Annotated in this window: 22 protein-coding genes and 2 pseudogenes; 14 read left to right on the top strand and 10 right to left on the bottom strand. The window is 39.0% G+C overall.

Features of this window, described 5'->3' with window-relative positions; all coding sequences use genetic code 11:
• The 4 genes and pseudogenes from ACPWSO_RS15005 to ACPWSO_RS14990 form a co-directional block, all read right to left on the bottom strand.
• Positions 1-214: pseudogene (locus ACPWSO_RS15005) on the bottom strand (IS5/IS1182 family transposase); the annotation flags it as partial.
• A gap of 94 nt (positions 215-308) precedes the next feature.
• Positions 309-827 (bottom strand): GNAT family N-acetyltransferase, encoded by a 519-nt coding sequence (locus tag ACPWSO_RS15000; protein ID WP_426084394.1) that lies wholly within the window; start codon positions 825-827, stop codon positions 309-311.
• Positions 825-1,070: pseudogene (locus ACPWSO_RS14995) on the bottom strand (GIY-YIG nuclease family protein); the annotation flags it as partial. The pseudogene ACPWSO_RS14995 and the gene ACPWSO_RS15000, both read right to left, overlap by 3 nt.
• On the bottom strand, positions 1,060-1,794 hold the full coding sequence (locus ACPWSO_RS14990; RefSeq protein ID WP_426084391.1) for a tRNA1(Val) (adenine(37)-N6)-methyltransferase: 735 nt from the start codon (positions 1,792-1,794) through the stop codon (positions 1,060-1,062). The pseudogene ACPWSO_RS14995 and the gene ACPWSO_RS14990, both read right to left, overlap by 11 nt.
• Positions 1,795-2,011: 217 nt before the next feature.
• Here ACPWSO_RS14990 and ACPWSO_RS14985 point away from each other — a divergent pair, with 217 nt between their 5' ends.
• The 3 genes from ACPWSO_RS14985 (at position 2,012) to ACPWSO_RS14975 (ending at position 7,853) form a co-directional block, all read left to right on the top strand.
• Positions 2,012-2,629, top strand: coding sequence for a lysophospholipid acyltransferase family protein (locus tag ACPWSO_RS14985; RefSeq protein ID WP_426084390.1), 618 nt, complete (start codon positions 2,012-2,014; stop codon positions 2,627-2,629).
• A 303-nt stretch (positions 2,630-2,932) separates the two neighbouring features.
• Positions 2,933-4,219 carry a DUF2130 domain-containing protein gene (locus ACPWSO_RS14980; RefSeq protein ID WP_426084389.1) on the top strand — a complete coding sequence of 429 codons (1,287 nt, stop codon included), beginning with the start codon at positions 2,933-2,935 and terminating at the stop codon, positions 4,217-4,219.
• Positions 4,220-4,652: 433 nt separating this feature from the next.
• Positions 4,653-7,853: an SNF2 helicase associated domain-containing protein gene (locus ACPWSO_RS14975; protein WP_426084388.1), complete on the top strand. Its 3,201-nt coding sequence runs from the start codon at positions 4,653-4,655 to the stop codon at positions 7,851-7,853.
• Positions 7,854-8,061: 208 nt separating this feature from the next.
• On the opposite strand, the gene ACPWSO_RS14970 is transcribed toward ACPWSO_RS14975, so the two are convergent.
• On the bottom strand, positions 8,062-8,769 hold the full coding sequence (locus ACPWSO_RS14970) for an HAD family hydrolase (RefSeq protein ID WP_426084393.1): 708 nt from the start codon (positions 8,767-8,769) through the stop codon (positions 8,062-8,064).
• 204 nt (positions 8,770-8,973) lie between these two features.
• On the opposite strand from ACPWSO_RS14970, the gene ACPWSO_RS14965 reads away from it, so the two are divergent.
• The gene (locus ACPWSO_RS14965; RefSeq protein WP_426084387.1) at positions 8,974-10,689 is read left to right on the top strand and encodes an ABC transporter ATP-binding protein; all 1,716 of its coding nucleotides are present in this window, start codon (positions 8,974-8,976) and stop codon (positions 10,687-10,689) included.
• 204 nt (positions 10,690-10,893) lie between these two features.
• On the opposite strand, the gene trpS is transcribed toward ACPWSO_RS14965, so the two are convergent.
• Positions 10,894-11,907 carry a tryptophan--tRNA ligase gene (gene trpS, locus ACPWSO_RS14960; RefSeq protein ID WP_426084386.1) on the bottom strand — a complete coding sequence of 338 codons (1,014 nt, stop codon included), beginning with the start codon at positions 11,905-11,907 and terminating at the stop codon, positions 10,894-10,896.
• Positions 11,908-12,282: 375 nt separating this feature from the next.
• Between trpS and spxA the strand changes: the two genes are divergently transcribed.
• Together spxA and ACPWSO_RS14950 are read left to right on the top strand one after the other, a co-directional pair.
• On the top strand, positions 12,283-12,681 hold the full coding sequence (gene spxA, locus ACPWSO_RS14955; RefSeq protein WP_426084385.1) for a transcriptional regulator SpxA: 399 nt from the start codon (positions 12,283-12,285) through the stop codon (positions 12,679-12,681).
• 366 nt (positions 12,682-13,047) lie between these two features.
• Entirely contained in the window at positions 13,048-13,698 is a 651-nt protein-coding gene (locus ACPWSO_RS14950) for an adaptor protein MecA (protein WP_426084384.1), read from the top strand.
• Between the two features lie 135 nt (positions 13,699-13,833).
• Here ACPWSO_RS14950 and ACPWSO_RS14945 read toward each other — a convergent pair whose 3' ends face one another.
• Positions 13,834-14,634 carry a helix-turn-helix domain-containing protein gene (locus ACPWSO_RS14945; protein ID WP_426084383.1) on the bottom strand — a complete coding sequence of 267 codons (801 nt, stop codon included), beginning with the start codon at positions 14,632-14,634 and terminating at the stop codon, positions 13,834-13,836.
• Positions 14,635-14,938: 304 nt separating this feature from the next.
• Here ACPWSO_RS14945 and ACPWSO_RS14940 point away from each other — a divergent pair, with 304 nt between their 5' ends.
• The 3 genes from ACPWSO_RS14940 to pepF all read left to right on the top strand — a co-directional run bounded on the left by ACPWSO_RS14940 (position 14,939) and on the right by pepF (position 19,249).
• Positions 14,939-16,009 carry an acyltransferase family protein gene (locus ACPWSO_RS14940; protein WP_426084382.1) on the top strand — a complete coding sequence of 357 codons (1,071 nt, stop codon included), beginning with the start codon at positions 14,939-14,941 and terminating at the stop codon, positions 16,007-16,009.
• Between the two features lie 99 nt (positions 16,010-16,108).
• Positions 16,109-17,290: a competence protein CoiA gene (locus tag ACPWSO_RS14935; protein WP_426084381.1), complete on the top strand. Its 1,182-nt coding sequence runs from the start codon at positions 16,109-16,111 to the stop codon at positions 17,288-17,290.
• 138 nt (positions 17,291-17,428) lie between these two features.
• Positions 17,429-19,249, top strand: coding sequence for an oligoendopeptidase F (pepF, locus tag ACPWSO_RS14930; protein WP_426084380.1), 1,821 nt, complete (start codon positions 17,429-17,431; stop codon positions 19,247-19,249).
• A 186-nt stretch (positions 19,250-19,435) separates the two neighbouring features.
• On the opposite strand, the gene ACPWSO_RS14925 is transcribed toward pepF, so the two are convergent.
• Together ACPWSO_RS14925 and ACPWSO_RS14920 are read right to left on the bottom strand one after the other, a co-directional pair.
• Complete coding sequence (locus tag ACPWSO_RS14925; RefSeq protein WP_426084379.1) at positions 19,436-20,086, bottom strand: DsbA family protein; 651 nt, start codon at positions 20,084-20,086, stop codon at positions 19,436-19,438.
• A 97-nt stretch (positions 20,087-20,183) separates the two neighbouring features.
• Entirely contained in the window at positions 20,184-20,777 is a 594-nt protein-coding gene (locus tag ACPWSO_RS14920; protein WP_426084378.1) for a CYTH domain-containing protein, read from the bottom strand.
• A 179-nt stretch (positions 20,778-20,956) separates the two neighbouring features.
• Between ACPWSO_RS14920 and ACPWSO_RS14915 the strand changes: the two genes are divergently transcribed.
• The 4 genes from ACPWSO_RS14915 to mgtE are packed head-to-tail and all read left to right on the top strand — an operon-like array spanning position 20,957 to position 24,725.
• Positions 20,957-21,619 carry a GTP pyrophosphokinase gene (locus ACPWSO_RS14915; RefSeq protein WP_426084377.1) on the top strand — a complete coding sequence of 221 codons (663 nt, stop codon included), beginning with the start codon at positions 20,957-20,959 and terminating at the stop codon, positions 21,617-21,619.
• Positions 21,620-21,634: 15 nt separating this feature from the next.
• Positions 21,635-22,432 carry an NAD kinase gene (locus ACPWSO_RS14910; RefSeq protein WP_426084376.1) on the top strand — a complete coding sequence of 266 codons (798 nt, stop codon included), beginning with the start codon at positions 21,635-21,637 and terminating at the stop codon, positions 22,430-22,432.
• A 7-nt stretch (positions 22,433-22,439) separates the two neighbouring features.
• Complete coding sequence (locus ACPWSO_RS14905) at positions 22,440-23,342, top strand: RluA family pseudouridine synthase (RefSeq protein WP_426084375.1); 903 nt, start codon at positions 22,440-22,442, stop codon at positions 23,340-23,342.
• A 21-nt stretch (positions 23,343-23,363) separates the two neighbouring features.
• A complete protein-coding gene (gene mgtE / locus ACPWSO_RS14900) occupies positions 23,364-24,725 on the top strand; it encodes a magnesium transporter (protein ID WP_426084374.1) in 1,362 nt (453 codons plus the stop codon).
• Between the two features lie 340 nt (positions 24,726-25,065).
• Here mgtE and ACPWSO_RS14895 read toward each other — a convergent pair whose 3' ends face one another.
• Positions 25,066-25,704 (bottom strand): copper homeostasis protein CutC, encoded by a 639-nt coding sequence (locus tag ACPWSO_RS14895; RefSeq protein ID WP_426084373.1) that lies wholly within the window; start codon positions 25,702-25,704, stop codon positions 25,066-25,068.
• 117 nt (positions 25,705-25,821) lie between these two features.
• Here ACPWSO_RS14895 and ACPWSO_RS14890 point away from each other — a divergent pair, with 117 nt between their 5' ends.
• Positions 25,822-26,667, top strand: coding sequence for a methyltransferase domain-containing protein (locus ACPWSO_RS14890; protein ID WP_426084372.1), 846 nt, complete (start codon positions 25,822-25,824; stop codon positions 26,665-26,667).
• The last annotated feature ends 215 nt before the right edge of the window (positions 26,668-26,882 follow it).

The following is a 26,882-nucleotide window of genomic DNA, read 5'->3' as shown; positions in this document are numbered from 1 at the left end:
AAAAGACACGCTGAGTATACGCATACAGAATAATTTTTAATAGCATCTTCGGGTGGTAGGCCGGTCGGCCTAATTGTTCTTCTAATTTATTAAAGAGTGTTTGCGGCATGGCTTCGACTAAGGCATTAACCGCAAAAGCGACATCCGTTTCAGGAATAAACTGTTCCAACTCTAATGGTAAAATCGTTTGATTAATGGTATAATCTTTAAACATAAAAGCACGCTCCTTTTGATTGGGTTTGGTCACTTTAATCATACAAGGCTGTGTGCTTTTTGTGTACCCTAAAATTAAAAAAGTAGGACAATAATCAGATTTTCTTCTGACTATTGTCCCATCCTCTCTTTTGCTTCTCCATTTGGATGTAGCCAAGCTCATTTTCAGGATGAGCTGGATTTTTTAGCTGAAAGCCAAGGCGCTCATAAAAGCCTCTAGCAGTTCGAGAGGCTGCGACCTCTATTCTAGTTGCTCTACTATAGAATGGGTCGTTTTCGATGGTTTGGAATAATGCCGTGCCGATTCCCTTTCCGTGATAATCTGGTGAAACGAAAAAGCTTAGCAGTATACTTTCAGTTAACGAATTGTAGTAGGGGCTGATACCGGCAGCTCCAATAATCGTATCCCCTACTTCAGCAACATAGGTATTTGTAGTTTTTGTCTGTTCCAGAAGTTTTAGCGGAGTATAGTGCTTCGCCAAATCAAGCATTTGATTTTCAGGATAATCTTGACTGTTAATCTCTAAAAAGTTTTTTTTCATTAGTACTGAAACGGCAGCAGCATCACTCTCTTCGAATGGGCGGATAGTAAAGGCTAAAGCTGCCGCTGACAAATACCGTTCTTTTTGTTTGCGTGTTAGCTTTTTGAAGCGATATTCTGCCTTAGTTGCTTCTGTTCGGGAAGAAAATGCTTCCAAGTGAATCATTTTGACAGGTCGTCTTGAAGGAACACGAGTATATTTTGCTCCAGTTCCTGAATTGTGTTCAGCAACTCTACGTTTAGGTTCAGTTGTATAGCCGCCGTAGAAGCTGCCGTCACGGCAATGAAGAACATAAAAATAATGCTTATCTGCCATAGAGCAAGGCCGCCATTTCTGGGTGATAGTCTCCGGCTTTATCCTGGATATAAAATGGAGGAAGGACTCGAAATCCATCTTTTTTCCCCCGTAGAATTCCTTCAACCAAAAGGATATTAGCTTCTTTTTCTGGTTTTGGATAGACAAACTGTATTCTTTTTGGAGCAATATTGAAGGACTGCATGAAATCAAGGATATCAAGAAAACGGTCAGGTCTATGAACCATAGCCAGCCGTCCATTTGTTTTCAGGAGCTTTGCAGAAACCGCAATTACTTCTTCAAGAGAGGTATGGATTTCATGACGGGCAGCTGCTAAATAAGGGTTTGGATTTGTTTTTCTGTCCGGCTGCTCTTTAAAATATGGAGGATTGCAGAGGATAAGGTCAACAGAATCTGGTTTAATAATGGAAGGAGCCTCTTTTAAATCCAATTGAACCATTTCCATTTGATTTTCTAGTTTATTTAATTGAATACTCCGCTCGCCCATGTCTGCCAATCGGGGCTGCAGCTCAATTTGTTTTATTTGAGCGGCGGTTTTTCGGCTGGCGAAAAGCCCGACAGCACCGTTTCCTGCACACAAGTCAACGATAAGTCCTTTCTTTGGTAGGGAAGGGAAATTTGCCAGCAGTACAGCATCCATTGAGAAGGAAAAAACCTCTTTGCTCTGAATGATTTGGATATCATCAGCATATAATTGATCGATACGTTCGCCTTCCAGAAGCATATACTATTCCTCCTTTTTCTTTTTCTAGTCAAAGCATATCTATCATACAAGGTGTTTCTTTGTTTCGCAAGCTGAAAAACGTTTTTTTGAAAACAGATAAAGATTATTTTCAGGAAATTATATCTATGGTATTATGAGGGGAGACTGAAAGCTGGATAAGACAGTTTATCAGCCGAGGTCATCGTGTCACCGAACACAGGAAGAAGGAGAATGAGCGATGTTTTTTACATTTATGCGGGGAGTTGTCCGCGTTGTTCTGTTCATACTTAACGGACGAACACATCTTGTTGGAAAAGACAGATTACCAGAAAATCAAAACTACATTTTAGTAGCGCCTCATAGAACTTGGTGGGAGCCGCTTCATTTAGCAGTAGCAGGATCACCGAAAAAATTTAGCTTTATGGCAAAAAAAGAATTGTTTAAAAACCCAATTTTAAGTTTTATTTTGAAGCATGCAAATGCATTTCCGGTGGATAGAGAGAAACCAGGTCCAAGTGCTATTAAAACACCGATTAAAACGTTAAAGGATACGGAGCTAAGTCTGATTATGTTTCCGAGTGGAACGAGACATTCTTCGGAGCTTAAAGGCGGAGTGGCATTGATTGCTAAACTGGCAAAGGTTCCTATCGTACCTTCTGTTTATCAAGGACCGCTGAAATTTAAAGATTTGTTAAAACGTAAGAGAGTTACTGTTGCTTTCGGCGACCCGATTGATATCAGTGACATTAAGAAAATGGATAAAGATGGGATTGCCGAAGTTGAGCGGCGAATGAATGAAGCCTTTGCTGCCTTAGATCAGGAAGTGGATCCAAGCTTCAAATATGAAGCACAGTAGTAAGAACGTTTGTGTTAGCGGGTGGTTCATGCTGGAAGAGCAGCGGGCTCTCGGGCAGTTTTCAGACGAATTTTAAGTAAGGATGACTGCCAATTATCCAAATTGCAGATGGTGGGATGTGACTCAATGAGTTATGTCCCATTCATTTTTTTATTGAGCGGACAACATGCAGAAAGCTGGGAAATTCATCCTGAAAACTGGGAAGAAAAGCGTATTTTGATATGTAGAATTTTCATGTTAGAATAAGAAGCTATAGAAGAGAATGATGCTCAGTTATAATTTTTATGAGGGAGAAAAGCAGCTATGCACAAAATAATATGCCCACATTGCAGTACGACCTTTACAATTGATGAAGCGAGTTACGCGGATATTTTGAATCAGGTACGGACAAAAGAATTTAATGAAGAAGTTCATGAGAAGCTGGAACAAGCCAAGCTCCAGCAGAAGAGTGAAGTGGCACTTGCGGAGGAAAAAGCTAAGAGCTCCTTTGATCGGCTGTTGTCTGAAAAAGAAAAAGAGATTGCCGAACTGCAGGCTAAGATTAGTGCAGGCGGTCAGGAGCGGCAAATAGCTATTGCTTCAATAGAAAGCAGCATGAAAGAAAAAATTGCTGAACAGGATAAAAAAATAGCAGAGCTGGAAGCAAAGGCTCAGGCTGCTGAAAATGAAAAGAAGCTGGAAATCACACAAGTGGTTTCAGCAAAAGATAAAGAGCTAATGGAGCTCAGCTCGAAAGTTATTCTTCAGGAAAAAGAGAATGAGCTGGAGAAGAATTCTATCAAAGAAAAATATGAAATGGAATTAAAGCAGAAGGAAGAAACTATCGCTTTTTATAAAGATTTTAAAGCCAAACAGTCTACAAAAATGGTTGGGGAAAGCTTGGAGCAACATTGTGAAATTGAATTTAACCGGTTGAGAATGACCGCTTTTCCGAATGCTGAATTCGGTAAAGATAACGATGCCAAAACAGGTAGCAAAGGCGACTACATTTATCGGGAGTTTGACGAACAGGGAACTGAGATTATTTCAATCATGTTTGAAATGAAAAACGAAGGCGATGAAACAGCAACGAAGAAGAAAAATGAACACTTCTTTAAGGAGCTTAATAAGGACCGTCAGGAAAAGAAATGTGAATATGCTATTTTGGTTACAATGCTGGAAGCAGACAATGAGCTGTACAATAATGGCATTGTCGATGTTTCATATGCGTATGAAAAAATGTACGTTATTCGTCCTCAGTTTTTTATTCCGATTATTACCTTACTGCGCAATGCAGCAATGAACTCCCTGAAATACAAGCAGGAAGTAGCTTTGATGCGGGAACAAAATATTGATATCACAAATTTTGAAGAGGATTTAGATACCTTCAAATCAGCCTTTGCAAGAAATTATGAGTTAGCCAGCCGGAAATTCCAGACAGCGGTTGATGAAATTGATAAAACAATAAACCACCTACAGAAGACCAAAGAGGCGCTGCTGTCATCAGAGAATAATCTGCGGCTTGCTAATAATAAGGCTGAGGATTTGACGGTTAAAAAACTAGTACGAAAGAATCCAACAATGAAAGCAAAATTTGATGCATTAGATTAGTGCATCAAATTTTCAGTTCGGAGTTAGCTGCTGTTTTAACTGTAGAGGCAGTTGAAAAGAATGATTGAGTTAGTAAAAAAAAGAATATTCCAGTGATCTTTGAGCGATTAGTCGCTAATCTTTAGGAGTTTGTGAATGTCAGCTTATTTTCAAAAGAACGGCTTCTGAGAGTATTTGATATATGCTCGGATTTGGAAGGCACAGCAAAACGGATAATGCCGTTTTGCTGTGTTTTCTTTTTTGACTTGAAATAGAAAAAATGTTTGCTGATTAATAAATAATTACGAGGTGAAGCTGAGGATTTTGATTCATGAGATGAAGATAAGATAGCCGGTGATTAGAACGAGGCAGACAACCTGCTCATATGCTGTTCTATATCCTTCTTTCTGTGGTAAAATAGAGAGATGTAGATTAGACATGATGGGGTGAGAACATGAAGTGGAGCATACCGGATCGAATCATCAGTCGGGGACGGGAATATTTAAATGAAGGCAGAGTACTCTCGGTTGTTCCAGATTGGGAAAAGCAGATATGGTACGGTGAAGTGCTCGGCAGTGAGCTTTATTTAGTCGAGCTGGATGGCGGACCAAAAGAACAGGACCGTTGTGAATGCCCTTATTGGATGGAGCAAGGCTACTGTAAGCATACAGTAGCTGTTGAGCTTTACTTGAGAGCAAAGGGTGTTCCTAGAATGATGAAAAATCAGCAGCCGCTTATAGGTGTGGAGAAAAAAGCATCAAATGCAGAAATGTTTACAAAAGGATTTGCTAAGCTGCAGCCGTTGCTGGAAGAGAAAACAGGAAAATCGCTAGTCATTGATTATCTCATTGAAGGCATTGAAACAAATAATTATTATCCCGAGCTGGCACTTTTAGGCCTTGCCTTACGTATTGGTATAAATGACGGGAAAAGACGAACCTATGTGGTAAAGAATATTGGCGATTTTTTTCAAAAATTTCAAAAAGAGGAAAGCTTTGGTATCAACAAACAGCATAGCTTTTCGCTGATTCATGAAGCCTTTTCTTCGGAAGATCTCCTGATTTTAAGTCGGTTGGCAGATATTTATCAAACGAGTCAGCTTATGGGAGCTAAGGGTGTTCAGGTTAAGGGGAAAATCGATAAGCGCTATTTGATTCTGCCTGTAGAGCAAGCTCAGGAATTAGTTAGTCAAATGAGTCAGTCTGGCTCGCTTCAGCTGAATACCGGAATTCAAAAATTGCGTAAAGTCAGCTTTTCCAAAGAAAAATTCCCGTTGCGGTTCACAGTTGAAAAGGCTGACAGCGGCCGTTTTATTTTGAAAATCAAACAGCTTTTTAACCCATTTCTGAGTCATTACCATTGGGGAATTTTAGGAGAAACCATCTATTTGTTTACAAGAGAGCAGGAAGAAATCTATAGTATGCTGCTTCAGCTGCTAAAACGGATGGAAAAGGCGGAAATCATCTATGAACGCCAACAGCTTTCTGATTTATTTAGCTCTGTAACCCCTCTTTTAAAAAAAATCGGACATCTTGCTATTGAAGCTGCTGTTGACAAGGAGCTGCTGATTGAACCGCTGAAATTGAAGTTTGTTTTTAGAAAGCTAAAAGATAAAGTCAATGCGCAGGTTGAGTTTCATTATGGTGAGACAATTTTTACAGAGGAAAACGCTGATCAAAACGAGCTGGAGGGGAAAGAGGTCATTCGAGACATCCGCGGAGAACAGACTGCTGTTGAGCTTTTTGAAAAGTTTTCCTATAAAAAAGCTGCTGCAGGATTTGAGAAAAAATTGCCTGCTGGAGAACGTTTATATTACTTTTTCAAAGTAGAAATTCCGGCGTTTCGTCGTCTTGGTGAAGTGCTGATGGGGAAAAAGCTTCGAGAGATGTACCTAGACGCTCAAAGTCATCAGCCTCTTATTGAAGTAGCTGAGTCGGATTCATGGCTGGATGTACGTTTTGATATTGCTGGAGTGGATGAGAACGAAATTGATGCGGCTTTAGCCAGTCTATTGAGAAATGATTCATTTTATACACTGGAATCTGGGGAAATTTTGTCCTTTGATTCTGAAGAATTCCATCAAACGAGTGAAGTTCTTGCAAGGCTTCGCGAGACGATGAAAAATGTGCAGGGAACGGTTCGAATGCCGAAAAGCCAAGGAATGATTTTGGAACGTATGTTGGAAGGGAACAGCCGGGCTGTTTTTTCAGAGTCGTTCCAACAGCTGGTGGCTGATTTGATTCATCCGGAAGCCTTTGATGTATCCCTTCCTGAAAAACTGCAGGCGAAGCTGAGAGCCTATCAGGTTGAAGGATTCAAGTGGCTGAAGATGCTGAGTCATTATGGGTTTGGTGGTATTTTAGCTGACGAAATGGGTCTTGGCAAGACAGTTCAGATGATTACCTATCTTTTATCTGAGAAGGAAGAACAGCGTTTGAAGCATCCGGCATTGATTGTGGCACCTGCCAGTTTAATTTATAACTGGTCTGCAGAGCTTAAGAAGTTTGCCCCCAGCCTGAAGGAAGTGGTAGTTACTGGACAAAAAGAAGGACGTCAAGCAATTTTAGCTACTGCAGACCAGCAGGATATTCTTATAACGTCTTATAACAGCTTTCGACAGGATGTCGAGCTGTATGAAAATGCCGCTTTTGATTATTTGATTCTTGACGAAGCTCAAATGGTTAAAAACAGTGGGACAAAGACTGCACAAGCGTTGAGAAAGCTGATGATTCCACAGCGTTTTGCGTTGAGCGGGACCCCAATCGAAAATTCTCTGGACGAGCTTTGGTCCGTCTTTCAGATTATTCTTCCGGGATTATTGCCGAAAAAACTGTCTTTTCGTGAAATGAAGCCGGAGGAAGTTGCCAGAATTGTACGTCCCTTTATTCTAAGAAGAGATAAGAAAAACGTTCTGGCGGATCTTCCAGAGAAAATCGAGAACAATTTATATAGCACACTGACAGAGGAACAAAAAGCTGTTTACATTGCTTACCTTAGAAAGATGCAGGATGATGTCAGTCAAATGGATCAGGATGCGTTTAAAAAGAATCGAATCAGTATTTTAGCCGGTTTGACCAGACTGCGGCAAATTTGCTGTGATCCGCGTCTGTTTCTAGATGATTATCAAGGAAGTTCTGGAAAACTGGAACAAGTGAAAGTCTTCTTGGAGACAGCAAAAGAAAATAATCGGAAAGTTCTGCTGTTTTCACAGTTTACTAGTATGCTGACTATTTTGGAACGGGAGCTGCATGAGATGGGATTGGAAACCTTCTATTTGAGAGGAAGCACCAATCCAAAGGACCGGTTAGATATGGTGAATGCCTTTAATGCAGGTGAAAGAGATGTTTTTCTAATTTCATTAAAAGCTGGCGGAACAGGACTGAATCTTGTCGGCGGCGATACGGTTATCTTATATGATCTTTGGTGGAACCCGGCAGTTGAAGAACAGGCAGCAGGAAGAGCCCATCGGATGGGGCAGAAAAAAGTCGTTGAAGTCTATCGAATGATTGCCGAGGGAACGATTGAAGAGAAAATGGATCAGCTTCAACAGGAGAAACGAGAGCTGTTTCAGAAGGTTATCCAAGGAAACGAGCAGCAGCTTAGCAAATTGACTGAAGAAGATATTCGGGCAATTCTGAGTATGGGAGACGAATAGCTTCAGCATGTTTGATAAAGCTTTCAGAAAAAAGCTGGATGAAAAAAAGTCACTGGCCAAGTGGACTATGTCCCTTAGTCTAAAAACAAACCGGAATATACTGAGGCTAGCCAACAGTATATTCCGGTTTGTTTTTTGAAGGTTGCAGCAGTCTTGCCTGCCCTTCTTTAAAAATCTGCTATATTCAGAGCTGCATAGCAGGATGTTTTTAGACGAATGATTGAACTGTATCAAATAAATCTTCAAAGGTGCGTACCTCTTTTAAAAATGAAATACCGGTATTTTTGGGCACAGTTCTCAGCCGATGATTGAACCATAAAGACTGCCAGCCGCCGTTATGTGCACCAACCACATCATTTTCAAAGCTATCGCCGATGTAAAGTGTTGTCTCAGGCTCCATGCGAAATTGTTTGGCTGCCAGTTGGAAAATTTCTTTGTCAGGCTTCTGATAGCCAGTGCTTTGAGAAATAATAATATTATCAGAAGGCACCCAGTTTTCTAATTGAAGCTGCTTTACTTTTTTATACTGATGATCTGTAGGTCCATTAGTAATGATACCAAGAGGAATTTGTTTTTCACTTAGGTAATCAAACACTTTCTTCACTTCAGGATGCATGCAGATATTGTCCAACTCATCTTCATAAGCTTCTTGGAAACGGCTGCTTACAGCTTCAGTTGTTGAGGGATAACCTAGGTCCTTCATCGATTCATCCAATCGGAAAAAACGCATATAGGCCAAGGTCCATTCTCCGGTGATACTCTTTTCAAAAGTGACATCGCTATGATGGCGAAAGCGAATGTACAGCTCGTGCATCTTCTCACATGGAAAAGCCGGGAAGATTTTTTTTATAGCAGCTCTAAATGGCTGCTGCTGATCGTATACGGTGTCATCCACATCAAAAACAATTGTGTTAATCAAAAAAAGACAGCTCCTTATGATAATTTTCAGAAAAAATTCAACAGCTTCATTGTAGCTGATTTAGTCAGTGTTGAATAGGCAATTTCCGTAATTTAATTCAGTAAATATTACTGATTTTATCTTTTAAATATTCAACTTCTTTTGCATATAGAATTTTCTTTTCGTATAATAGGAGAAGTGCGTCGAAGAAGGAGGGGAAACATGTTAAAACGATTTTTTAGCTATTATAGACCATATAAAGGGTTATTTATTTTGGATTTTAGTTGTGCTGTACTAGCGGGGCTGTTGGAGCTGGCTTTTCCAGTTGTCGTCAATCAAGTGATTGATAAACTGATGCCTCAGGGGAATTTTCGTCTAATTGCTTTGGCGTGTTTTGGTTTGTTTGCTTTTTATATATTGAATACTATCCTGCAGTTTATAGTGGTTTATTTCGGTCATAAGCTTGGTGTGAATATCGAAACAGATATGCGCCGGGAATTATATCAACATTTACAGACACAGCCGTTTGAGTATTATGACAATCAGAAAACAGGAAAACTAATGAGTCGTCTAACAACAGATTTATTTGAAATTTCTGAAGTCGCCCATCATGGTCCTGAGGATGTTTTCATTACTATAATGACACTGCTGGGATCATTTCTGCTGATGTTGGGCTATCATGTGAAGCTGGCTCTGGCAACCTTTGCCCTACTACCGTTTATCGCTGTAGCATTAATCATTTTTAATAAAAAGATGACAAACATCAATACGAAAATCTACGATAATCTTGGCGATTTCAACGCCGGAGTAGAGGCATCTGTTAGTGGAATTCGTGTTACTCAGTCATTTGCAAATGAGCCGTTTGAACGGGTCCGTTTTGAAGGCCTCAATCAGGCGTATAGAAAATCTAAGATTATGTTCTACAAGCTGATGGGAATCAGCTCGGCATATAACTATTTAATGATTCGTCTCATTAACTTGTTTACATTGATTTTCGGTGGTTATTATACAATCAATGGCGAGCTTTCAGAAGGTGCATTCGTTGCCTTCATCTTGTTAGCTAATGTGTTTGTCCGCCCAATTGAAAAGGTTAATAACATGATTGAAAGCTATCCAAAAGGAATTGCAGGGTTCAAACGTTTTACTGAAGAAATAGACAAAACGCCAACTATTCAGGATCGCCCTAATGCTGAAGCTGTTTCTCATCTAGATGGAGATATTCGTTATGAGGATGTATCATTTTCCTATGCAGATTCAACTAAGGTATTAAATCATATAAATCTTCATATCAAAAAGGGTGAGACGGTCGCCTTTGTAGGACAAAGCGGTTCGGGAAAAACAACCTTGTGTAATCTATTGCCGCGTTTTTATGAAGTAAGTGATGGCAGAATTACCATTGATGACAAAGATATTCGGGATATGACATTAGCTTCACTAAGAGGTCAAATAGGAATTGTTCAGCAGGATGTTTTTCTCTTTCCGGGAACAATTCGAGAAAATATTGCTTATGGTAATTTAGATGCAGATGAAGAACTGATTCAACAGGCGGTGAAACTTGCCCATTTGGAGAAAGTAATTGATTTATTGCCGGAAGGCTTAGATACAATTATTGGCGAGCGTGGCGTCAAACTATCTGGAGGACAGAAGCAGCGGGTGGCAATTGCCAGAATGTTTTTGAAGAATCCGCCTATTTTGATTCTTGATGAAGCAACCTCGGCCCTTGATACGGAAACTGAACAAGTTATTCAGGAATCACTGAACTCCCTTGCTTCAGGTCGTACGACATTAATCATTGCTCATAGACTAGCAACTATCAAACATGCAACTCGTATTATTGTTGTGAGTGAAAATGGTATTTTGGAAGAGGGCACTCATGAACAGCTGCTTGAAAAAGGCGGTCATTATCGCCGGCTGCATGATGCTCAATTCAGGCAGTAAGCATAATAAAGCACATTTCTGTGGAAACTAAGTAGAGAGGTTCTCATAGGCGCGCTGATAATAGGACGCATAACATAATTTATAAGCTATAGCTTGTCTTTAGTGGAGCTGTTTCCAGCGGTTTGGTGTCGGAAACCACTTCAGCAGAGAATAAATAAAAGGACTATAACACCGTAAAAAGATGTTATAGTCCTTTTGTATATATTATTTTCTACGAGGCTTTCTTCCTAAGCCGATACCGTTTTTCATACGCTGCAAAGTTTTATTTGCAACAAGGCGTGCTTGTTCAGCACCTCGATCAAGAATGTCATCCAGCTCATCAGAAGCGAGCAGTTCTTCATAGCGGATTTGAATTGGTTCGAGTAAATCAACAACAGCCTCTGCCAAGTCGGATTTAAATTCACCGTAGCCTTTGCCGGCGTATGCTTCTACCAGCTCAGGAATTGAACGGTCACTGACCGCAGAGAAAATGTTCAGTAGATTTGAAACACCAGGTTTATTTTCCACATCATATTCAATAATTCCTGTTGAATCAGTAACAGCAGATTTAATTTTTTTGCGGATAACGTCAGGCTTATCCAGCATAGAAATATATCCTTTTGGATTTGAATCAGATTTACTCATTTTACTTGTAGGAGTCTGCAGGCTCATGATTCGACTTCCCTGTTCAGCAATTTTTACTTCCGGCATTGTCAGAATTTCTTGATTTGGCTGGGCATAGCGTTTATTAAAGCGTTCCACAAAATCACGTGTCAATTCCAAATGCTGTTTCTGATCATCTCCCACTGGAACCAAGTCTGCATTATAAAGGACAATATCGCCAACCATCAATGGAGGATAGGTTAATAGTCCTGCACTAACACCAGTTCGGCCGTTCTTCTGGGACTTATCTTTAAACTGCGTCATACGCTCCAGCTCACCGATAGTTGTGTTGCACTGGATAATCCAAGCTGCTTCAGCATGTGCAGAAACTTCTGACTGAATAAAAATTGTTGCTTTCTCTGGATCAAGTCCAACTGCAAGATAGAGAGCAGCTAGGCTTCTTGTTTGTTGTCTCAGCTTTTGAGGTTCCTGCTGTACTGTAATGGCGTGTTCATCTACAATACAATAGTAGCCTTTATAGTTATTCTGTAAGCTGATAAACTGTTTCATGGCGCCAATGTAGTTACCGATAGTCGGCGTACCGCTTGGCTGGATACCTGAAAAAATTGTCTTCATAATTACCACCTTATTTTTAATAATACTTCTAAAATAGTATACAATTAATAACTGCAAAAGAACAGAATTTATTAATGAAAAAAAGAAATCTGTTTTTTTAACGTTCATTTGTTAGGGAGTAGTACAGTTTTTTAAACTGTTGTAGTTTTCAGATAATTTAGAAAAAAACTAAATTAGTTATAATGTTATTACTAAAAGAAATTATTTATTTGTTATTAGTTAGTTAAATGACAATGAAATTACAAAAAATGTGATTTTTATTTAAAATACCCTAGTATTTCTATTAGAAGTTCGGTATACTGTAAGTGGATGGGAAAACAGATGATATTCCTGTTCTAAATAAAATAACTAACTCATAAAGAGGAGTGATGCGCAATGTTGACACTGTATACTTCCCCAAGTTGTACGTCATGTCGAAAAGCTCGTGCGTGGTTACAAGAACATGAAATTTCTTTCAAAGAAAGAAATATCTTCTCTGAACCGTTGAATATTTCTGAATTGAAAGCAATTCTTAGAATGACAGAGGATGGTACTGAAGAAATCATCTCAACTCGTTCGAAAGTATTCCAAAAACTGAATATGGATTTAGATGAACTTCCATTGCAGGATTTATTGGAATTGGTTAAAGAAAATCCAGGCTTACTGCGTCGACCAATCATGATTGATGATAAGAGATTACAGGTTGGTTTTAATGAAGACGAAATTAGACGTTTTTTACCTAGAGATGTTCGTCAGCTTGAACTACGTCAAGCTCAGTTGATGGCTGGATTATAAGCTTTCAATCACGGATTTTCAAAAGATGAAATCCGGAGAAATCTCACATAATTAATGAATAAAATTAGCATAGCAGAACAAGATACACTTTCTTGAAGGTATTCAGTTCTTGCCGAGTTTTTAAAGAGCTCCTTCACATTTATTCAGGTAAATGCTGGAAGGCTCTTTTTTTGGTTGCAATTACTCAAGCTAGAGTGTACTATTCTATAGTATAAATATAGAAAAGGTTCTTTATTATGAAAACTATAATATGGATTGCTAATTTTCAAATAAATGAACTTTTCTCTTTACTTTTGAAGTGATTGCTATACAATTAATCTATAAGAAGTAGTTTCCTGACTTGAGCAAAAAGCGAGGTGGAACCAGATGGAAATGGAACATATTAACGAAAATACGATTCGTGTATTGATTGGCAATGAAGACCTGGCTGATAGAGGGATTACCTTTCTCGACTTGTTGGGGAATCATAAAGAGGTAGAGAACTTCTTTTACAGCATTTTAGAAGAAGTGGATATTGAGGATGAGTTCCAGGGCAGTGAGGCTGTTACTTTCCAAGTCTTGCCTAAAAGCGACGGCTTAGAGTTGTTCATCAGTAAAAATGCTTCTGTAGAGGATGTACCGAACATTGGCAGCTTCAACGACTTAAGTTCTGAAGAAGCGAGCGAAATGATTAGAAAGCAGCTGGAAGCAAGCTACACTGATGAAACCAAGGATTTGGTTGATGACAGTATTCGCAGTTTTGTTCTTGAGCTGAGCAGCTTTGATGGAATGATTCAATTGGCAAATGAAGTATATGTTAAATCTATGCTGGCTAACCTGTACAAATATAAGGATAAATATTTTTTACAAGTAATGTTCTTTTTAGATGAAATTTCTATTAATGAAATCGAAAATGAATGGTCAAGACTCCTTGAATTCGGACAAGCCTCCACAGTAACACCAGAGGTTCTTAACGAATATGGAGATTGTATCATGGAACGAAATGCAATTGAGCTAACAAGATACTACTTTCACTAAAATATGATAGACATCGAAACAGAATTCAATTCTAATCGATGTCTTTTTTTTATAATCAAATAGTGTTGGTTATTAATCTCAATGTTTTTTAGATACTTTGACTTAAAGTAGAATACCTTTGATTATCGAAAGAAGCTAGTCTTCTTTTTTTTGCTTATTCGGCAGTTTTTCCAACTCTGTTAGATCAATCAATTTATCCGCTAGATCTTCTATACTGGGAACGGCATTTTCTCCGTTGACTAGGTCATCTATATCAATACTTGAAGCTTTGTTAAAATTATATAAATAGATGCTTTTACCTAAATTGAGATTTGGGTCAAAAACATTTTTTTCCCTCTCGCTTTGAATCCAGATTTTACTTTCTTTATTCCAGCTGTATAGATGATGTTCACCAATAATATCTACCATAATGTTATTGTCATCGTAACGTCTAACCTCACCAGATATATTAACCAGGTTAACTAAAAAACGATTTGTTTTAAAATAGATAGTGTATTCAACATCTTCAGGTAGAGTGACTGTTTCACCTGTTCTTTCTATAACTACTTCTTTTTCTGGGAGTATTTCTTTCTCAATTTTTGTTATTTCAATATCATCATAGTCTAATAAGACAATATCAATCCACCAGATAAGCCCTAAAAAAGTAATGATTCCAATAATGAGAACAATAGGCAAAATAATTAAAAATTTAAACCACTTTTTCTTCTTTGTATCGAATTTTAATTCCTTCACCATCTCATGATCTTCACGCAGCAGCTCATCTAATGAAAGTTCAAAAAGTTCGCTTAACTTTACTACTTGCTCTAAATCAGGATAGCTTCTTCCATTTTCCCATTTTGATATTAATTGTCTTGTGACAAAAAACTTTTGAGCCAAATCCTCCTGAGTAAGATTTTTTTCTGTCCGTTTTTCTTTTATGATTTTTCCAATATCCATTGCCTACCCCCTAACACGGCTCTTTTCCATTTTAGCGGAAAATCGAAAAATGAAAAGGACTTTAGGTGAAATCAATGATGCAACAAAGCGTAACATGCTGATATAGCAATGGTTTCATTCGTTGCAGTAATTAGTTATCGATGTTCTATTTTGTTTCTCGCTTAGTTCTTTATTCCTAAATAAAGTAAATATATAACTCTTGTTAAAGGGATATTTTTACTCATAGCTACAGATGCAGAGAGTAGAAGAATCTGACTATAAATCATTTTTGGGAGTTATATATGCTATAAAAGAGGGGAATAATATGGAAAAGAAAATGAGCTCCGAGCAAAGATATCCTTTGCTGGATATTGGGCAGTTTGCTGCTTCACTTTTAGTAATTTTAGTTCACTGCGGAAGGTTGGCAGAAAATGATGGTCTTCATTTTATTTTAAAATCTCTTCTAGGGCGATTGGCAGTTCCGCTATTTTTGGTTTCTACCGGTTATTTTTACCGCCGTAAGCTGCTTTCTTCAGCCGCTTATTTTAAAATATATTTTAAGAAACAAATCAAAGTATATTTATTCTGGAGTTTATTCTATGTGCCTTATGGTCTTTGGTTTTTACATACACAGGGGCTTCCGCCGGCCGTTTATCCAGCCGCCTTGGCTGTAGGCTTATTATATACTGGCTTATGTTATCAGCTTTGGTATTTTCCAGCTCTGTTCAGCGCTCTTTATCTGGTAAAGAAATCATTACTAAAGCTTGGCTATCTTAAAACCTTCTTTCTATCCTTTGTTTTGTTTGCATTAGGTGCGGTTGAAACCTATTCCGGCTATTTGAGCGGAACGTTTATTGAAAAGCCGTTTCGCTTATATCAGTCTGTTTTTGCAACCACTCGAAACGGTTTGTTTTATGCGTTTATCTTTGTTTTACTAGGCTTTTTTCTGGCTGACTATCAACAGTCTCCACTGCTTCAAAAAAGAGTAGGTGCAAAATTGGGTTTTAGCGGTATTCTCTTACTTGTTGAAGGCTGGCTGATTTTTAATAATCAGGGAGCAGACAAGAACTTTTTATTTAGTCTGATTCCTGCGGCTTTCTTTCTTGTAGCTGTACTGATTCAGTCTGATAGATGGCAGACAAGAGATTTTAGTAATTTGCGAATACTTGGTCAGTATTTGTTTTTCCTACATCCGTTGTTTTTGGAAGTAATTAAGGAGCTGTTTTCTTTGACAGGAATTCGAGAATTTCAAGGAATACCTTTATTTATACTCACTCTGTTTCTAAGTCTGGCAGTGTCGCAGGTAATCGTTAAGCTTAAGAATAACAATCAAGGTTCTAAAGTTCAAATGCAGAAGAAGCAACTGACCGCTATCAGAGAAGACAATCATGGTTAGCGATAAAAGTTGAATTGGGTAGAACATTATTTTTGTTTAGGATTCTAACGAATGATGGAATCGTTCAAAAAGTGCGTAGCTTTAATAGAGGTGATGACCATGCTTACAGCAAAAAACAAGCAGGGTGATTTAGTTCAGTTGGTTCATTGTTCAGATGAGGAAATGGAGATGCACCGGGAACAGCAATTTTTTTGCCCCGTCTGCGGCCAAGAGGTTCAGCTAAAAGCGGGACATATTAGAATTCCTCATTTTGCCCACCGTTCACTTTGCTCATTTGCCGGCTCTGTGGATAATGAATCAGAGGAGCATTTAGCTTTGAAAGAAATGTTTATTGATTGGTGTGAGTCTTATAAAATCTCCTATCAGGTAGAAGCTTATCTACCTGATTTAAAACAGCGTCCAGATTTACTCATTGGAAATATAGCTATAGAAGTTCAATGCAGTTCACTAGGTCTGGGAAAAATAATGAAGAGAACAAGAACCTATTTAGCTAACGGCTATATCCCATTATGGATTTGCGGTGAACATTTCTGGCATAAACAAGAAATGGGCGAGAATATAAAGGCATTTACTTTATTCAGTAAAACACTGGGTTTCTACTTTTGGGCAGCAGACTGGCGTCAAAAGACCTTAATGCTCTATTATCATTTAGAAGAAAATCTGAAGGGACAGGTATACTATGGGAGGAAGGTTTGGCCGTTCTGTAGTATCCCATTGAATCAGTTGTTTCATAATCAGCATGAATTAAAGCTGCATCACACGAGAAGCTACGATTTAAAAACAGAGCTTTTAAACAGTTACCGCTACTTAGCTAAGAAGCTGCTAATAAAGGATAAGAAAGTTCTAAGCTTTCAGGAATGCTGCTATAAAAATCACCAACATCTATTGCAGCTTCATCCCTGGTTCTATTATGAGGTCAGTCAGCGTTTCGTTTATACACATTCTTCTTTTTATCTACTCTGCTCACTCTGGCAGTTTTTGAAAGAACAACAGGGGGAACGCATTCAGTTTGAAGTGATTAGTCAGTTTTGTCAGCAGCTAATTATTCGGGAAAAGCTGCTTTATACGTTTCCCGCTATTTCTGCAGACTGTATAGCCTGCTGGCTAATCAATCAACTGGTAGAAAGTCTGATAGTATTCAGGATTTTAGCTCGCCGTGCTGGAGAAACGTTCGTTATCAAACTGCCTGACGACCAATTTGCTTCTTTAAATCAATCTAATCCATTCAAGAGCTTAGATTTTCCACAAGCTATTATTACTAGCACTCCATTGAAAATATGATACTATAGATATATAAATTCTGTTAAAGAAATGAGCTTATAATAACTCGCCCTTTATCTATATTTAGGATGAGAATCATTTCATGGGTAATGAAAGCTTTAAAGGATTTATATGGTATGTATGAAGGGAGTAGAAGCTATGAGTGAAGCAAAACAATTACCAAAACGCGACGAACTAGCAACAGAACTGACATGGGATTTGACTGCGGTATTTAAAGATAATACAGCATTTGAAGAAGCCTACGATCAGCTGTCAAAGGAAATAAAGGAAGCAGAACAAAAAAAAGGGACCTTAAAAAACGGCAGTACAGCGTTTTTAGAAGCAATTGAATATTTATTGGTGATGTATCGGAAAATTGAGTTGATCTATGTATACGCTCATTTGAAAAATGATCAAGATACAACTAACTCGGAATATCAGGCTTTATATGCAAGAGCAGCATCTTTATACTCTCAGGTTGGGGAAGCCGTTGCTTGGTTTGAACCTGAAGTTCTTTCTTTGTCAGATGAGGAGATTTGGGCTTATTTTGATGAGGAACCTAAATTGAACATCTACAAGCATTTTGTTGAGAATATTTTAGATAGCCGGGCGCATGTATTAAGCGAAGAACAGGAGTCGCTGCTGGCTGGAGCGGGAGAAATATTTAGCGCCTCAAGCAATACATTCTCTGTTTTAAACAATGCTGATTTGAAATTCCCAGTTATTGAAGATGATAAAGGTGAAAAAATCCAATTGAGCCACGGCATGTACGGTCAGTTGATGGAAAACACTTCTAGAAATGTGCGGGAAGCAGCATTTAAAGGGCTATACAGTGTTTATGAACAGTTTAATAATACATTTGCTTCAACCTTGTCTTCTCATGTGAAAGCACATAATTTTAAAGCAAAAATTAGAAAGTACGGCTCAGCAAGAGCAGCAGCGTTAAGCAGCAATCATATCCCTGAAAGTGTTTATGAGACGTTAGTAGAAGTAGTTGACCATCATTTGTCTTTGCTTCACCGGTATGTAGGACTGCGGAAAAAGCTTTTACAGCTTGATGAGCTTCATATGTATGATATGTATACACCGATTTTGGGTGATGCTCCAATCAAATTTACTTATCAGGAAGCAAAAGAGAAAACACTGGCAGCTTTAGCTCCGCTGGGTGAAGAATACTTGAATATTGTTAATCAAGCATTTGATCAGCGCTGGATTGATGTTGTGGAAAATCAAGGAAAAAGAAGCGGTGCCTATTCATCAGGGGCGTATGATACCTACCCATATATTCTGTTAAACTGGCATGATAGTGTTGATCAGCTGTACACCTTGGTTCATGAAATGGGGCACAGCGTCCACAGCTACTTTACTAGAAACAATCAGCCTTATGTATACGGAGACTACTCTATTTTTCTTGCAGAAATCGCATCAACAACCAATGAAAATATTTTGACTGAATATTTGCTGGAAACAGAAACGGATCCTAAAGTTCGGGCTTATGTCTTAAATCATTATCTGGACGGCTTCAAAGGAACGATTTTCCGTCAGACTCAGTTTGCAGAGTTCGAGCACTTCCTGCATACAGAAGATGCAAAAGGTATTCCATTAACAAGTGATCATCTGAATAAAAGCTATGCGGCATTGAATGCGAAGTACTATGGCCCTGAAGTAGTACCAGATGAAGAAATTGCTTTGGAATGGTCTAGAATTCCACATTTTTATTACAATTATTATGTATATCAATATGCTACAGGCTTCTCTGCAGCTTCTGCGCTGGCTGATAAAATTATTAAAGAAGAACCGCAGGCGCTGGAAAATTATTTAAGCTATCTGAAGTCCGGCAGCAGCGATTATCCGATTGAAGTAATGAAAAAAGCTGGCGTAGATATGACGAAACCAGCGTATATTGAAGATGCTATGAAAGTTTTTGAGGCTCGCTTATCTGAGCTTGAAGCTTTGATAGAGACATTTGATAAAAACTAAAAGGTCTTTGTCAAATCAGGCTGATAAGAAAATTGAATAAAATTATAGGACTTGAAACAAAAAGCAGGAAATTTTAGCTTTTGTTTTAAGTTCTTTTATTTGGTGAGGGAGAACTTGATTTACTGAAAAATAATAGAAAGTACAAAAAAACAGGAAGCAGGCAGATACTGGCTGTTTCCTGTTTTTCTATAGTAAGTGTAAATGTCCCTTCGGTACGCTTTGTTCATGAGCCTTTGCAATCTGGACTGGATCGTGAAAATGAATATAATTTTCTTCAGAAGTCTCACACAGCTGTTTAATATGATCAATAGACAGATAGTCCTCAACGAGTACGCCGAAATCTCTATCACAGGCATAATTATAGATAACAGCTGACGGATGTTTAGAAACACCCATTTCTCTGGCAATTTGCTGATCAATCTGGAAGGATTCCTTCACAAATGGCGATTGACGGTCAGAGCGGAACATTTCCAAGTCGCCGCCTGATTCAACAATCAGTTTTTCAGCCAAATCAGGAGAATAAACGGATCCCGCTTCTCCTACTATTTCCTGTAGATTCAAAAGGATGTGACGGCCTTTCTTTTTTCCTTGCAGCTGAGCTGCTTTAAAATCAAGCGAAGCAGAATAAATCTCTTCAAAAAGCTGATTCCTTCTATTGATGTCATGGGAAGGAATATTGTACAAACTTAGCAAACCGTCAATAGTTTTCATATTTACTAAGGGGATTAAACGTAATTGGATCTTTTTATTTTCTGCTTGAGCGAACGATAAGATGTCCCGCTCAATGTCCAAGCAAATACTCCCTAATGGATTTACGAACAAATATATTTCAATCATTCATACTTCCTCCAATTCGATTCTTTGCCAATATCGCGACTACGACCAATTTCTGTACTTTACCAAAAAAACAGAAGAAATTGAAGCATTCTGCTCATTAGTCTGTATCAGAGGAATAAGAAGGAGAAGACAACAACATCCGTTGTATCTTATTCAATCCGCTGATTTCTTTGATATTCAAAGTATTTAGCAGATTATAAAATGCTTTCTTTCCAATGAAAGCATCTGCAACTTCTAATTCCAGTTCATAATCGTGATTTTGGTTATACCAACTTTCATCAAGAGCTAATAAACCTTGGGGAAGTTTTTTTTGTGCTCTCTTGGTTTTAAGTTGACCAATCACATGTAATGGAGTATTGATTGTAAGATCCTGCAGTTTTTGAGAAACTTCACTATTTTTTGGAAAAATCCGAGAATGGATTATTTCTTCTGCCTGCTCAGGTGTGATGGGATCAGTGATTTCCAGCAATCCGTCTTTAGCGGGAACCTTTAGAGTAATCTCAGCAGCATCAGGCAAGGTTCGAATTCTTAAGCCGATGTTCATTTGCTTTAGATGAAATGCAGATGTATCGAAATAAGTATTTACTTGTAAGAAAAAATCCTCTTCTTTTAATTGAAAATAGTCAGTGATTCGAATAAAGTCCCTTTCTGAGAGCATGGTCTTATATTCAATTTCTAAGTTTTCACTCAACCGAAACTCACCTTCTTTTATACCTAATTTTCACACATGTTACATGGTTTCGTCAAGAAAAGTGATGGTCTGGACCTTTTTTTTTATAAAAGGCGAATAACAGAATAAAAAATCCAATTTTTCATCGGACTATGGTAAAATAAGCAGTGGATCAAATTCAAGGAAATTGAGGGAAAAATATGGAGAAAGATTGGGAACTTTTTCTTGCGCCATATGAACAAGCTGTTGGAGAGATGAAAGTCAAGCTGCGGGGAATCCGCAAACAGTTTAATGAAAGCAACAGACATACCCCCATCGAGTTTGTAACAGGCCGGGTAAAGCCTGTGGACAGTATTCTTACTAAAGCAGCTTTAAGAAAGATTTCGCTGGACCGGCTGGGTGAAGAAATGCAGGATATTGCGGGACTGAGAATTATGTGTCAGTTCGTTGAAGATATTTATCAAGTAGTGGATATTATAAGGAATCGCAGAGATTTTGAGATTGTCCAGGAAAGAGACTATATCACTAATAAAAAAGAGAGCGGTTATCGTTCTTATCACCTAGTTATTGCTTATCCGGTTCAGCTTATTACCGGAGAAAAGAAGATACTGGCTGAGATTCAGATTCGTACATTGGCAATGAATTTCTGGGCGACGATTGAACACTCTCTAAATTATAAGTATCAAGGTGTTTTTCCAGAAGAGCTGAATGACCGGCTGCAGCGGGCCGCCGAAGCTGCGTATCAGCTGGATGAGGAAATGTCCAGTATCCGTGAAGAAATTCAAGAGGCACAGCATCTGTTTTCACACGGCAGAAAAAAGGCAACAAATGAGTACTACAAGAAAAAAGACACTCAGAAATAATGCAGGGGGAGAGCCATGAAGGTAGCGATCGTCCATAATATTGAAGAAAAATCAAGAAGTGTAGCGAAGCAGCTGCGTTTGCTTTTGGAGCGGAAAGAAATTGAAGTGTCCGACAGCGATCCTGAATTGATTATTTCAATCGGGGGAGACGGGACACTTCTTTCTGCGTTCCATCGTTTTAGCCACATGTTGAATGATGTGAAATTCTTGGGTGTTCATACGGGACATCTGGGGTTTTATACAGATTGGCGCGACTATGAGCTGGAAGAGCTTGTTGAAAGTCTGCTGAGAGAACAGGAAAAAAGTGTTAGCTATCCGTTGTTGGATGTGCGGATTACCTTTTGTGATGATAAACCTGACAAGCATTTTTTGGCATTGAATGAATCAACAATCAAGCGTTCCAATCGGACGATGGTTGCCGATGTTTATATCAAAGATGAATTATTTGAACGGTTTAGAGGGGATGGACTATCTGTTTCAACCCCGACAGGTTCGACAGCATACAATAAAAGCGTAGGCGGAGCAGTCATTCATCCGAGTATAAATGCTTTTCAGCTGGCAGAAATAGCTTCTCTGAATAATCGTGTTTTCCGTACTCTGGGCTCGCCTATGGTGATTGCAAACAGCGAATGGGTTTCTATTGATTTGCAGGAAAGCAGTGATTATCTGATTACAGTAGATCAGCTGAACATTTATCAGGAAAATGTGGACACCATCCATTACAGGATTGCGGATGAGCGGATACACTTTGCATCGTATAAGCATATGCATTTTTGGTATAGAGTGAAGGATGCATTTATTAGTGAGGATTAAGTAAGCAATGAAATTTCAATGGGTATATAATAAAGAATCTTCCCAGCAGATAAAGTCATATTTGAAAGAGCAGGGCGTTTCAAAGGGCTTGTTGGCAAAGATAAAGTTTCAAGGCGGTTCAATTAAAGTGAACGGCAAGGTGGAGAACGTCCTTTATCAGCTTTCTATGGGAGAACAGCTAACGATTGTTGTTCCAGATGAAGGCGAGCATGAGACGATGCTTCCGTCGGATGAGCCAATCGTTATTTTGTATGAGGATGAACATTTTTTAGTGGTTGATAAGCCGGCAGGAATTGCGACTATTCCAGCTCAGTATCATCCCAACGGTACAATGGCAAACCGGGTAAAGGGATATTATCAGCGGATGGGCTATAAGGATCAGGTAATCCATGTAGTTACAAGACTGGATCGGGATACTTCTGGAGTTATGCTGTTTGCCAAACATGGATTTGCTCATGCGATGCTGGACCAGCAGCTGCGGCAGAAAAAGGTAACGAAAATCTATCATGCACTGGTTTCAGGCGATATTGCTAAGCTGTCTGCCCATGGTCAGATTATTGCGCCAATCAGCCGGGAGCGGACCTCTTTGCTGAAACGCACAGTTTCTGAAGATGGGCGCTATGCAGAAACTGAATACTGGCTGACTGCAGTGTCTGATAAAAATCAGGGGATTGCCTTTGTGAGAATCCAGCTTCATACAGGTAGAACGCATCAGATACGGGTTCATTTTGAAAGTATCGGATGTTCGCTTCTAGGAGATGAGCTTTACAATGGCGCCTTGGATAAAGGAATAGAGCGGCAGGCGCTGCACTGCAGTCACTTGAGTTTTAAGCATCCATTTACCAATGAAGAGCTGTTTTTTGACTCCCCATTGGCAGAAGATATGCAGCGGCTGATTGATAGAAAATAAGAAAGAAGGAGGTTGGGAAAAGTGAATGAAGGACAGGAAATTGAAGAGCAGTTTGAAAGCTTGCTGGATTACTTGAGAAATGACCAGATGAATGAATTCCGGGAAGCCTTCTTAACGCTCCATATTTATGAACAGGGTCAATTTTACCAATCTCTGGAAGCGCAGCAGCGGGAGCAGATATATAACTATCTATCGCCTAAAGAGCTGGCGGATATGTTTGACGTTATTGAAGAAGATAATGAAGATATGAAAGACTACATCTCGGAAATGCGCCCAAGTTACGCAGCGGAAATGCTGTCTGAGATGTACACAGATAACGCAGTAGACTTGCTGAATATGCTGGATAAAAGTGAAATGGCGAAATACCTTAGCTTGATGAGTACAGAAGACGCTAGCGAGATTAAAGAGCTGCTGCACTATGAAGACGATACTGCCGGCTCCATCATGACGACAGAATACGTATCGATTGTTGCTAATCAAACGGTCCGCTCTGCGATGTATGTGTTGAAAAATCAGGCGGATGTAGCAGAAACTATTTACTACGTGTATGTTGTGGATCAGGAAAACCATCTGGTGGGGGTTATCTCTCTTCGTGATTTGATCGTGAATGATGATGATACACTGATCAGTGAAATTCTAAGCGAACGTGTTATTTCTGTTCACGTGGGAGATGACCAGGAGGATGTTGCTCAAACGATTCGGGATTACGACTTTCTGGCACTGCCGGTTATTGATTATGATGAGCATTTGCTGGGGATTGTTACCGTAGATGATATTATTGATGTTATTGATGATGAAGCAGCCAGTGATTACTCCGGACTGGCTGGGGTTGACGTGGAAGAGGTTAGTGAAAATCCCCTCAAAGCGGCTTCCAAAAGACTGCCATGGCTAATTACCCTGCTGTTTCTGGGAATGTCTACAGCGACTTTAATCAGCCATTACGAAGCTTTAGTTAGTGAAGCAAGTATCCTAGCTGTTTTTATCTCGCTCATTACTGGTACTGCTGGTAATGCGGGAACACAATCGCTGGCAGTAGCAGTACGCCGGCTAGCAGTAGCAGATGACAAGGACAGCAATTTTAACCGCTTGATCATCAGTGAAGTATTGACTGGTCTTGTTACTGGCGCAATTACTGGTCTGACAATAATGATTGTCGTGGGTATTTGGAAGCAGAATTTTCCCTTAGGGTTTGTCATTGGAATGGCGATGCTTTGTGCAATTACAGTCGCAAATCTGGCTGGAAGCTTAATTCCAATGCTGATGGATAAGCTGGGCTTTGATCCGGCAGTCGCCAGCGGACCGTTCATTACAACATTGAGTGATTTAACAAGCGTCTTGATTTATTTTAATATTGCCAGTATTTTTATGGCATACTTTATTTAAAAACTTCTATGTCCAATTGTGTTGGCAGGAGAAAAACTGAATGAAATCTTAGAACTTGAAACAAGAAGCAGGAAATGACTGGTTTTTTTTCAGGTTCTTTTTTGTATAAGAGGTATTTCGCTCCATAGCTGGATAACTAAGTGTTGTTTTACCCAAGTAATGGACGGAATGTGCTGTCGAGATTCACGAAGTTCAGCTGTCAATTTCACCTTTGCCTGCGGAGAGATTGGCAACGTTCTTTCTATTTATATTTAAGTACTTAAAATTTCGCTGGCAAAAATAGTATGTCACTATTTAAAAAACACAGAATCAGTCCGCTCTCGAACTGATCCTGTGTTTTTTAGTTAAGTGAAACGATTTTTGTGCCATGTGCTTCGCTAATAGCCAAAGCGCTGACTATTTCATCAACATTAGCGGCAGTAATTCCGCCGCCCGGCAAAATGATAATACGGCCGTCTGCATAATCAATGAGTTCTTTAAGATGAGCAAGATTTTTGGTGATTGGGGTACCCGCTGGACCGCCATGAGTTAAAATGCGCTGAACATTTCGCTCAGCCAGCCAATCAATTGCTTTGAACTGATTTTCTTTTGAAAGCTGGTCAAAAGCCATATGGAAAGTAATCTGCAGTCCTTCTGAAGTTTCTATCAGAAGATCAAGAGCTTCCTCATCCAGCCAGTTATCATCAGTAAGGCAACCAAAAACCACGCCATCAGTTCCGATTTTTTTTGCTTCAATTAAATCTGTATGCATAATTTTTAGTTCGATATCATTGTAGACAAAATCACCACCACGGGGACGAATCATGGTCATGATGGAAACAGGATGTTCTTCTGCAAAATGAACAGCTTCTTCAATAACTCCTGTGCTAGGTGTAGTTCCGCCTACCGCCAGATTATCACATAATTCAATTCGTCCAGCACCATTTCTCACAGCTGCGGGAATATCCGTAAAATTTTCTGCACAAAATTCTTTAATCACAGGTACCACTCCTTTAATTTCTTCATAGGCATTGTAACATATTTTCAAGTGTTGCCAAAGGAACTCTTCCATTGTAAGATAGAGCAGATGAAACTAGTTGAAGAGAAGGAGCCGGTTATGCTTAAGAAAAGAGATAAGGCTAGAGAATTTCTGGAGGCGAATAGTTCGCTGTTCCGCTGTCCGTTGTGCCATGAAGCAACGGATGTAAATGACTACACATTGACTTGTAGAAAAAATCATCAGTTTGAGCTTTCAAAAAAAGGGACACTGTACTTTTTAAAAACGCATACTCAAACCGAATATAATCAGAAAATGTTTAGTCACCGTCAGGCGATGATTAAAAGCGGTATGTATAAAAATATGCTGGCAGCAGTCTTGCCTCAAACAGCTGAAGGCAAAGTGATTTTGGACGTGGGCTGCGGCGAAGGTAGTTTTCTTTCTGAGTTAGCATTTCTGGGGATGGAAGGAACTAAAATTGGTTTTGATATTTCTAAAGAAGGGGTCTATTTAGCCAGTAATCAGCCAATAGATGCGTTTTGGTGTGCCGCAGATTTAACCAACCTGCCCTTTGCAGATCAGTCTGTAGACTGTATTTTGAATATTTTTTCTCCTTCTCACTACGGAGAGTTCCAACGGGTGCTGACACCAAAAGGACGTGTGATTAAGATAATTCCGGAAGAGGGATATTTAAAGGAATTGAGAGCCGGGTTTTTCCCGGAAGATTTGGAAAAACAACATTATTCCAATCTGAAGGTAGTTGAAAAGTTCTCGCAATCTATGAAGCTCATTGAGAATCAGCGGATTACTACCATTTTTGATGTCCCACAAGAACGTCGCTTAGACTTACTGGAAATGTCGCCATTGGAATGGCAGGCTACAACTGAAAGAAAAGCGCAGCTTCAAGAAAATCCTCTTGAAGAAATAACGGTTGACCTGCGCATGTTAATAGGAGAGATAAGATAACGCTTACAAAAAAGAATTTCACAAAAAACTATTGCAAAGCTCTGATATTGGTGTTATATTACATACAAGTTGTTTTTTCATTGGTTTTTATCAGGTTCCTGTTCTGATAAAAGTTAGTGAAAAGAATCTTCACTAACGTAGTGGCTCGCAGTGATTAACACCGAGACGGTACGTTTTTTTGTTGTTCTAAATAAGTTTTTTAGTGAAGGAAAGGA

This window comes from Enterococcus sp. LJL51 (genome assembly GCF_049894025.1).
Classification (GTDB): Bacteria; Bacillota; Bacilli; order Lactobacillales; family Enterococcaceae; genus Enterococcus_L.
Note: the sequence above shows the minus strand (reverse complement) of the source record. Positions and strands in the feature narration are given on the sequence as shown.